Below are 9,649 nucleotides of genomic sequence, written 5' to 3'. Positions count from 1 at the left end.
AGCGATTACTAATTTACAAAGAAAATTCGACAAACTGTTATTTTTCTATCTATTTATTTGGGTGGGAAACTTTAGTTCTATAAATAACCATTTAATAATTTAATTATGACTAAGGAACAGAGCTACACCAGGTTTTGGGAAGGTAGTAAACGTATGTGGATTACATTCCTGTTTTTCAGTTTTATTATGATTGGCTTTGTGCAGGCCGCCAATACGGCGTTTGCCCAGACAACAGTTACTGTAAATGTGCAGGACGCCACTTTAAGTGACGTGTTATGGGAAATTCAACGCCAGACGGATTTTACTTTCTAATTATGTATTTATAACCATAGAACAACCAAAACTAATCAGAAATATCCGAGTGTAAATCTTTAATTACCAGCATATTCTAAAATTTAACACTTTTCGGTTGCCATTTGTCGCTTCCCAAATTTCCACATATTTTTGAGACGTATTTCTGACGTGGAGAATTTGCGGGGCTTGTTTTTTGTCACACCGTGCAGACAGTTGACAAGGGTTTACAACCGTTTACGACAAGCGACAATAACCGCCCCGATATGCGGAAACAGTCACACTGTGTAGAAAAGCGACAATGGTTGACTTCCGTTCACATCCGTTTACCATTTCAGAGATATAGGATTGAAGAAATGAACCATTAAACGATAAAACGGTATGAAAGCAACCAGAAAATGCAGTTTTTGCGGCAAGTCCTTTGTAACCCGAAGCGGTATGCAAAGATATTGCAGTGAGGCTTGTCAGGCAGAAGCCAAACGAGCCAGAGTGATGCAGAAGAACAACCTCTTCAAAGTCGCCCAACCCTTGATGGAGATACAGCATCAGGAGTATCTCACCTTTTCCAAAGCAGCCATCCTCATGGGCTGTTCCCGACAGTACATTTACAAACTTGTAGCCATCGGCAAGCTGAAAGCCTCACGCATCAGCAACCGCATGGCATTCATCCGCAGAGCCGACATCGAGCAGATGTTGGAGGGCAATCCCTATCACCGCATCCTGCCCGGCAACACCTCCACACCAAGGAAATCATCTTCATCTTCCTTACCTGCCAAAAGAGAAAAAAGGGAAAAGGAAAGCGAAGAAGTGTTGGACTTCTATTCGGGCGAGGAGGTGATGTCCCTTTTTAAGGTAAAGCAGTCATGGCTTTACACTTCCGCCAAGCGTAACCATATCCCCATCTGCCGTATCGCAGGAAAGAACTATTACAGCAAGAAGCATATTGACGAGTTTTTCGGTGTGGCAGTTGATATTAGCGAAATTACCGACTGGCTACTGACCGAGGAGGTGGAGGAACTGTTCGGCATGAAGCCGACCGCACTCCGTGCCTACACCTATCGCCATAAGATACCCACTAAAAGAGAGTACGGGCGTACCTATTACTCCAAATCACATTTGAACGAACTCCGCAGAACTGACCTTGTGAACGATGAACGCTACTATACCGTTGAGCAGGTGCAGCAAATCTATGGTCTTTCGTCAGCCAACATCTGCCATATCGTCAAGGTGAAGCACATCGAAAAGATAAAGGTGGGTGTGAAAAACCTGCTTTTGCGCTCAGATGTGGAGCGTGTCATGGCTGAAAGGAACAAATAACCGTGAAAAATCGGGATTATCGAAAATTATTTCAAAATGATGTATCGTGGAGGTATTCACGGATATTTCACGTTGTTCCTTTGCCATCGGAAACATGGATACAACTCCAAAATGTATACAACCAATTAAAACATAATTATTATGAGTAAATGCAAAACAGTTACCTTGCGTAAGCGCAAGATTAAGAACGGGACACAGTATTCACTATGCCTTGACTACTATCCCGGCTACCGTGACAATGTCACCATGAGAGTGATTACACGTGAAGCCTTAGGAATTTACATCTTCGCCAAACCTGCAAACCAGCAGGAACGGGACTTCAACGCACGCATGATGAAGAAAGCGGTCATCCTGCGCAACCAGCGCTACGAAGCCATTTTCAATGAAAACAACGGCTTTTTTGACAAGACCAAGATGAAGGGCGATTTCCTTGCCTATTTCAAAGGACTGGCTGACCGCAAGAATATCAAGTGGCAGCACGTATACAAGCATTTCCAGCGGTTCGTGAACGGCAAATGCACCTTTGAGGAGGTGGATGTGGATTTGTGCCGCAAGTTCATGGAATACCTGCTTGATGCACCCCAATCCATCCACACCAACCAAAAGCTGCACATCAACTCCGCAGCAGGCTATTGGTCAACTTTCCGTGCCGTGCTGCACACCGCCTACCGTGACAGGAAGATAAAGGAGAACCCAAACGGCTTCTTAGACCGCATCGAGTGCATTCCCACCATCAGGGAGCATTTGAGCCAAGAGGAACTGATACGGCTTGCCGAAACACCCTGTGAGGAGGAGGTCTTGAAAAAAGCTTTTCTTTTCGCCTGTCTTACGGGACTGAGAAAGAGCGACATCAGACAGCTCACGTGGCAGCAGATACAACCATACACCAACGGCAGGATGTTCGTTACCACCCGTATGCAGAAAACCAAAGAAATAGTGCATAACCCCATCAGTGATGAAGCCTATGGACTGCTGGGAGAACGGGGCGAGGGACTTATCTTTGAGGATTTCAAGGACAAGATGCTGCAAGGACCACTCCAACGGTGGCTCACGGCAGCAGGGATAACCAAGAAAATCACCTTTCACTGTACCCGCCACAGCTTCGGAAGCCTGCACGTGGAAATGGGAACGGACATGGCTGTCATCCAAGCCTATCTCGGACATAAGAACATTACCACCACACAAATCTATTCCAAGATAGCAGCGCAGCAGATGTGTCAGGTGGTGGACAAGATAACCTTGAAGCGCAAGGAGGCATAAATGTCTCACATTGACAGGTATTCAGAGGGGCGGTTATGGCTACAAGGCTATAATCGCCCCTCTATGTTTTTGGCTTGATGCCACCATTTATAAGCCCCTCAGAGTATGAAACAGAGTATGATATGATGACATTTCGTGAAATACATTGAAAAAGACCGTTCTAACCGCAAATAACGGGCAGTAATTGGGAAAAATAGCATTAACTTTGCACAAAATAATACAGGAACATTCAATCTCTCAACGAAATATGGAATCATCAATCAAGGACAAATACATCATCTTGGGCTTTGTCGGCTTCGCCATCGTCCTAATATCTTCCATTGCCACGCTGGTAATAGCGGACAGCTTCAACCAAGACAACTTTGTCAGGTGGATAGTATTCGTATGCTGTAACCTGTTGGGATGGTTGCTCTATCTCTCCTTTCAGACACTTATCTTTGATACATACGAAATCTACAAAATCAAGTTCGGCAAGAAAGAAACGATTGCCGAAGCCATAGAGGTGCAGGAAGAACTGTCACAAAATACACTTGAAGAAGCCACATCTGTGCCTGGACCTACATCAGTCCCTGAGCCTGTACCCGAATCATCCCCGACAAAAGAAGAGACACTTATCCAAACACAACCGATAGAGCTTACTATCGCCCCGGATCTTCACGAAAAGAACCGTGCCAATTACGCAAGCAGAGAGCAACGGGAAAAGGAAGAGCGCATCCGCATGGTCATGGAGTATTGCCATTATTACCTGCCTCGCATTGCCGACCAAGAAACCGTGAACCACATCTGTACTGAGGTGGACAAATGGATGAATCTTAACACTTATACCCCGAAGCCCATACAAAGACCGTTTACCAAAGACATCAACAACATTCCACTCCGTCACTTCGTATGGAATATCTCTGAGCGTTTCCTGTACAAGAGATACTACAATGGGGATAACCGTGCCAAGTTCATCAAAGCCCTTTTCCCGAAATCGTTTGCTGATACAGACTTATCAACCATCAAGAATTTCAAGGTAGAGCCGTTAAAGACGGAAATTCCCATTGATGAACCCGAAAACGGCAAACTTGATTTCCACTATCCCGAGGATTATGTGCGGAATTAGGATAATCACGACACCAACGACAACCATCCGGTAACTCATAACCGCCTGTTTTACATCGTTTCCCGAGTAATTTTACCCGTCATTTATGGCTGGGCTTAATTATTCGGGAATTATTTTGCAATGACGTGTCGTGGAGATATTCACGGATATATCATTTCAGTCCTTTGCGCCAAGTCTTACAAAAGAGACGAGTACGCGAATGGAAAAATCAATTCTTACCTTCAACGACCTCCCCGAGGTTGTCGCTCAGCTTCGAGACGAAGTGATGAGCCTGAAAAGCCTGCTCGCCGAGCAGCGCAGTGTGAACAATGCCAAAACGGTGGACACCCACGTGCCCATGTCTGTGGACGAGGCAGCAGAGTATTTAGGTATCCCTAAGGGTACGCTCTACATGAAACTGTCAGAAGGGACAATCCCTGCCACCAAGCCCGGCAAACGCTATTGCCTTTACCGTGACGAACTGGACAAGTGGCTGGAAACCGCCCGAAAGAATCCCATACCGTTGTCAGACGAGGAACTGAACAAGTCCTTATCCTCTTCCCACCGTCGCAAGCCCAACCCACGTAACTGGTGAATGATATGGAAGAGGATAAGAACTATATCAACCTGATACGTGGCGACCTCACAAAAGCATCCCAAGCGCATAACGGTATGCCCGACAGTGTAGGCATGATGAATATCAAGACGGCAAACCAAACCATTCTTGAAGCATCGTTATTGCCTACGCCCCGTGCGCTGTGGGACAGCTTTTGGTACGAGGGGGAACTCTCCTGCTTGTTTGCCGATTCCAACGTGGGCAAGTCCATCCTTGCCGTGCAGATAGCCGACCGCATCGCCCGAACCGACAATGTGCTGTATCTGGACTTTGAACTGTCCGAAAAGCAGTTCCAGCTCCGCTATACCAACGAGCATGGAGAGCTCTACACCTTTCCCGACAAAATCTATCGGGTGTCTATTGACTGCAACCAGCTTTTGGATGCCAACTTTGAGGAAGCTATCATAGGCGGCATTGAACAGATGGCTGTGCAGACCGACTGCAAGATTTTCATCATTGACAATCTTACCTACCTGTGTTGCGCCATGGAGAAAGGCGATGCCGCAGGACGGCTGATGATTCAGCTGAACAATCTCAAAAAGAGATATGCGCTCTCTATCCTTGTCCTGGCACATACGCCCAAACGCTCTTTGGATTGTCCCATCACATCCAACGACCTTGCCGGAAGCAAACGGCTCTACAATTTCTTTGACAGCGTGTTCACCATTGGAAAAAGTGCCCAAGACGGAGGGCTTCGCTATGTGAAGCAGCTTAAAGTGCGCTATGGCACGTTCTCTCATGATGCGGATAATGTAATCGTTTACGAGATTGACAAGGTGGATGCTTTCTTGCAGTTCGTGTTCAGGGGCTATTCCACGGAAAAGGAACACTTGAAAAAATTGGGCGACAATGAATCAAGCCAAAGGGATTGCCAAATTCTGCAACTCTCCCAATCGGGCAAGTCCGTCAGGGAGATAGCCTCACAGGTGAATTGTGGCAAGTCCACCGTAAACCGTATCATCCAGCGCAGCAAAGAGAGTAAAAACGCAGGTGTCCCAAGTGTCCCACTGTCCCAACCCTTAGAGTGTGGGACAATGGGACAGGATGGGACAGCCGACAATCAACCATCAAAAACGGACTAAGCTATGGGCAATTATTCATTACAGAAGTATAAAGGAACGGCAACACGGCATACCTGCCCCAAATGCGGAGACAGGCATTCTTTCGTCTATTACGTGGACGAAAATAATGTGCCGTTGCATCCATCGGTCGGCAGATGTAACCACGAAAGCGGTTGTGGGTATCACTACACTCCGAAAGAGTATTTTCAAGAGCATCCTGAACACAGAACTACCAATGATTTCTCTTTTGACAGGCAAAGAGCAGAGCAGAAGAAAGTGAAGCAGCAAAGTAAGCCGACAGCCATCGGCTATATTCCCCCTCACTATGTGGAGAAGTCGCAAAGCGAGCGTAGCAATTTCTTCCGTTTCCTCTTCACACTCCTTACTTCCTACTATGGCGACAAGGCGAAAGAGGTGTTGAAGCGGTTGTTGGAGGAATACCGTTTGGGGGCTACCCGTGACGGCTCTGTTATCTTTTGGCAGATAGACAGGACGGGCAAGGTACGCACGGGAAAGGTGATGCAGTACAATCCCGAAGACGGACACCGTATCAAGGGAGGACAGACATCGGCAGTGAACTGGATACACAGCATATTGAAAAAGCAGCGTGTGTTGGCAGAGGATTGGCAACTATCCCAATGCCTTTTCGGGGAACACTTGTTGAAAACGCATCCCGACAAGGTGGTGGTCTTGGTGGAATCCGAGAAGAGTGCCGTTATCGGTTCTGCTATCTTCCCCGATTATGTATGGCTGGCTACGGGTGGTAAGAGTCAGATGAGAGAAGAGAAACTCCGTGTACTGTCAGGGCGAACCGTGCTTCTCTTTCCCGATGCCGATGCTTATGCCGAGTGGAAACAGCGAGCCGAGAGCATGTACTTTTGTAAGGTGGTGGTTTCGGACATCATCGAAAGGAATGCCACCCCGAAACAAAAAGAAGCCCATATCGACATAGCCGATTGGATTATCTTTCAGATACGGGAGGGCAAGGTGATGAGTACAGCCAACCACTTGGTCGAGGCTGAGAGAATCCTCCAGCGGATGATAGAGAAGAATCCCGTCCTGCAAAAACTGATAGACGATTTAGACCTTGTGCTGGTCGGTGCATCTCCAATCGGCAACGATGATGAAAAACCTCCCTGACGGAGGAGAGCGGAAGCCGTAGGCTGGAGTTTGCAGACAATGGCTTGCCATTGATATAGCCCACTATAACTACACGCTCCGCTTACGTAGTTGTGGGCTCTCCCGAGGGGATTAGGGTTTTACCCTAATGACCCACTCAGGGCGTTTCTCCCCTGAGAACCCAGAGCAAAGAGTGACCCTCTCTTTGCAATCTCCGCTTATGGGTTGCACCCCTAAGAACCCCATGCGTTTACGGACAGCGGAAAAGCAAACAATAAAGTACAAACCCAAAAAACAAGTATCTATGGCAACAAAATCAAGCATACATATCAAGCCCTGCAATATCGCATCGAGTGAGGCTCACAACAGGAGGACTGCCGAATACATGCGCCACATCGGAGAGTCCAGAACCTATGTGGTTCCAGAACTCTCCACCGATAATGAGCAGTGGATAAATCCCGACTTCGGCAGTCCGGATTTGCGGATGCATTATGACAATATCAGACAGATGGTAAAGGAAAAGACCGGACGTGCCATGCAGGAAAAGGAGCGTGAACGCAAAGGCAAGAACGGTAAAATAGTCAAGATTGCGGGATGCTCCCCCATACGTGAAGGAGTGCTGCTTGTCAGGTCGGACACCACACTGGCAGACGTGCGTAAATTCGGTGAGGAGTGTCAAAGACGCTGGGGAATCACACCGCTGCAAATCTTCCTGCACAAGGATGAAGGGCATTGGCTGAACGGTCAGCCGGAAGCGGAAGACAGGGAAAGCTTCAAAGTCGGGGACAGATGGTTCAAGCCGAACTATCATGCCCATATCGTTTTCGACTGGATGAACCACGAAACAGGAAAGAGCCGAAAGCTCAATGACGATGACATGATGCAGATGCAGACCCTTGCATCCGACATCCTGCTGATGGAACGCGGGCAGTCAAAGGCTGTCACTGGTAAGGAGCATCTGGAACGGAACGACTTTATCATTGAGAAGCAGAAAGCTGAACTGCAACGCATGGATGCAGCCAAACGGCACAAAGAAGAACAGATAAATCTTGCCGAGCAGGAACTGAAACAGGTGAAATCAGAAATACGCACTGACAAGTTAAAGAAGACAGCCACCACGGCAGCGACAGCCATAACTAGTGGAGTTGCTTCTCTTTTCGGGAGTGGAAAACTGAAAGAACTGGAACGTGCCAACGAAAAACTGCAAGACGAGGTTTCAAAACGGAACACCAATATTGAAAAATTGCAGAGCCAAGTACAGCAGATGCAGAAACAGCATGATACGCAAATCCACAATCTCAGAGAAATGCACAGGCAGGAACTTGACATGAAAGAAAAAGAACTGTCACGGCTCGCCAGAATCATAGACAAGGCTTTCAGGTGGTTTCCGATGTTCAGGGAAATGCTGCGCATGGAAAAGTTTTGTGCCATGCTGGGATTCTCTAAAGAAATGACTGAAAGTCTTATAGTCAAAAAAGAAGCCCTGAAATGTAGCGGTAAAATCTATTCCGAGCAACACAGGCGGAACTTTGATATAAAGGATGATATTTTAAGGGTGGAAAATGACCCTGACGATGAAAGCAGGCTGAACCTGACAATAAACAGGAAGCCGATTGCCGACTGGTTCAGGGAGCAATGGCACAGGCTTAGATATGGAGCAAGAGTGCCGCAACAGGAAGAAAGAAAAAGTAGAGGATTCAAATTATAATAGAAGCAATTTGATTAGTAATCTAAAAGCACTCCGATAACGATTAGAGTGCTTTTAGATTGTTTATCATTAATTATCAAAGCAAGTGCAGTTTAAGATTTTACTGAAGTTTGCATTAATAAAGAATATACTACAGCTGATATATGCGCAACATATTGTGACGCTTGTGATTCATTTCCCTTGAAATCCTTAACAAATACCGCTAAGGTATAACTGATATTATTAGGCAGACATATATAGGCAACATCATTGTGAGCTGCAAGAACACCATTTTCATTAACAGAACCTGAACCTGTCTTATGCGCTATAACAACCCCTTCTTTATCAAGAAGTGGAGCTGCTATCCTATCTACACCTGTTTTGCATTCTTTTAACGTATTCTTAATGAAACTTTGTTTCTCATCATCGATAAGACCTTCAGTAAACAAACGATTCATCAACATTGCAGCACCAAGAGGAGATGTATAGTTAGAGTAAGCCTTGTTATGGTCAGCCGACATTTCCTCTTCCGTATAAGCTATCTGAAAACTTGAACGAGGAATGAATGTGGCTATAAAACTATCTGTTTGAGCGACATTAACCATATCCTTAAACATAAGGTTGCTTGCATTGTTGTCACTCTGAGTAAGAGTATAACGCAGCAAATCTCTCACTGTCAATGATATGACTGGCCCTGAATAATCTTTCAGCATAGGACTCCAAGTCTTTGGGTCAAGTTTATCCCTATTTATATTTACTAAGGTATCAAGTGAAATTCCTTTATTGTCAAAGTCATTACAAAGAGCTAATGCCTGATGAACCTTAAACACACTCATCATAGGATAAACACTCTTATTATTGACCTTAACCGTATCTCTGTTATTAACAATAACCGCCACACCAATTTCGCCAGGACAAGCTGAGACAATTTGAGAAATGCTATCAGTCAAAACATTTGTTAAAGGAGGATTTGCGCTATCTTTTGTCGCTGATTTATGGAACAATGAAAATACCAAGATGAAAATGCAAACTAAAGCTATACTCAAAACTACGATTTGTTTTTTTCTGTTTTTTTCCATGTTTATATTATTTATATTTGTTTGACGAGAATATCTTTATTTGCCGACAAAGGTACATAACTAAAGTTTCCCACCCAAATAAATAGATAGAAAAATAACAGTTTGTCGAATTTTCTTTGTAAATTAGTAATCGCT

The 9,649-nt window shown here is 45.5% G+C and carries 8 protein-coding genes and 1 pseudogene; 8 read left to right on the top strand and 1 reads right to left on the bottom strand.

Annotated features, from left to right (window positions below; all coding sequences use genetic code 11):
• Positions 1-105: 105 nt before the first annotated feature.
• From ABUA47_RS20500 to ABUA47_RS20465, 8 genes and pseudogenes are all read left to right on the top strand, one after another.
• Positions 106-309, top strand: a pseudogene (locus ABUA47_RS20500) (hypothetical protein); the annotation flags it as partial.
• 363 nt (positions 310-672) lie between these two features.
• A complete protein-coding gene (gene tnpA, locus ABUA47_RS20495) occupies positions 673-1,608 on the top strand; it encodes a transposon Tn4555 protein TnpA (protein WP_004292844.1) in 936 nt (311 codons plus the stop codon).
• 141 nt (positions 1,609-1,749) lie between these two features.
• The gene (locus ABUA47_RS20490) at positions 1,750-2,868 is read left to right on the top strand and encodes a tyrosine-type recombinase/integrase (protein ID WP_004338318.1); all 1,119 of its coding nucleotides are present in this window, start codon (positions 1,750-1,752) and stop codon (positions 2,866-2,868) included.
• A gap of 247 nt (positions 2,869-3,115) precedes the next feature.
• Complete coding sequence (tnpC, locus tag ABUA47_RS20485; RefSeq protein ID WP_004339687.1) at positions 3,116-3,973, top strand: transposon Tn4555 protein TnpC; 858 nt, start codon at positions 3,116-3,118, stop codon at positions 3,971-3,973.
• A gap of 199 nt (positions 3,974-4,172) precedes the next feature.
• The gene (locus tag ABUA47_RS20480; RefSeq protein WP_004338328.1) at positions 4,173-4,547 is read left to right on the top strand and encodes an excisionase family DNA-binding protein; all 375 of its coding nucleotides are present in this window, start codon (positions 4,173-4,175) and stop codon (positions 4,545-4,547) included.
• 5 nt (positions 4,548-4,552) lie between these two features.
• A complete protein-coding gene (locus ABUA47_RS20475) occupies positions 4,553-5,650 on the top strand; it encodes an AAA family ATPase (protein ID WP_004338330.1) in 1,098 nt (365 codons plus the stop codon).
• Positions 5,651-5,653: 3 nt separating this feature from the next.
• Positions 5,654-6,769, top strand: coding sequence for a DUF6371 domain-containing protein (locus tag ABUA47_RS20470; RefSeq protein ID WP_004292742.1), 1,116 nt, complete (start codon positions 5,654-5,656; stop codon positions 6,767-6,769).
• 283 nt (positions 6,770-7,052) lie between these two features.
• Positions 7,053-8,456, top strand: coding sequence for a hypothetical protein (locus tag ABUA47_RS20465; RefSeq protein ID WP_004339684.1), 1,404 nt, complete (start codon positions 7,053-7,055; stop codon positions 8,454-8,456).
• Between the two features lie 92 nt (positions 8,457-8,548).
• Here the strand turns inward: ABUA47_RS20465 and ABUA47_RS20460 are convergent, their stop codons facing one another.
• Positions 8,549-9,514, bottom strand: a complete 966-nt coding sequence (locus ABUA47_RS20460) for a CfxA family broad-spectrum class A beta-lactamase (RefSeq protein ID WP_175271059.1) — start codon at positions 9,512-9,514, stop codon at positions 8,549-8,551.
• Between the last annotated feature and the right edge of the window lie 135 nt (positions 9,515-9,649).

Origin of the sequence: Bacteroides sp. RTP31139st1_H2_RTP31139_211217 (assembly GCF_040227615.1) — a bacterium.
In the GTDB taxonomy this organism is placed as follows: domain Bacteria; phylum Bacteroidota; class Bacteroidia; order Bacteroidales; family Bacteroidaceae; genus Bacteroides; species Bacteroides uniformis.
Note: the sequence above shows the minus strand (reverse complement) of the source record. Positions and strands in the feature narration are given on the sequence as shown.

Bases quoted from the DNA above. Each gene is read 5' to 3' on its own strand.
- tnpA (WP_004292844.1), top strand. From the start codon at position 673: ATGAAAGCAACCAGAAAATGCAGTTTTTGCGGCAAGTCCTTTGTAACC.
- ABUA47_RS20490 (WP_004338318.1), top strand. From the start codon at position 1,750: ATGAGTAAATGCAAAACAGTTACCTTGCGTAAGCGCAAGATTAAGAAC.
- tnpC (WP_004339687.1), top strand. From the start codon at position 3,116: ATGGAATCATCAATCAAGGACAAATACATCATCTTGGGCTTTGTCGGC.
- ABUA47_RS20480 (WP_004338328.1), top strand. From the start codon at position 4,173: ATGGAAAAATCAATTCTTACCTTCAACGACCTCCCCGAGGTTGTCGCT.
- ABUA47_RS20475 (WP_004338330.1), top strand. From the start codon at position 4,553: ATGGAAGAGGATAAGAACTATATCAACCTGATACGTGGCGACCTCACA.
- ABUA47_RS20470 (WP_004292742.1), top strand. From the start codon at position 5,654: ATGGGCAATTATTCATTACAGAAGTATAAAGGAACGGCAACACGGCAT.
- ABUA47_RS20465 (WP_004339684.1), top strand. From the start codon at position 7,053: ATGGCAACAAAATCAAGCATACATATCAAGCCCTGCAATATCGCATCG.
- ABUA47_RS20460 (WP_175271059.1), bottom strand. From the start codon at position 9,514: ATGGAAAAAAACAGAAAAAAACAAATCGTAGTTTTGAGTATAGCTTTA.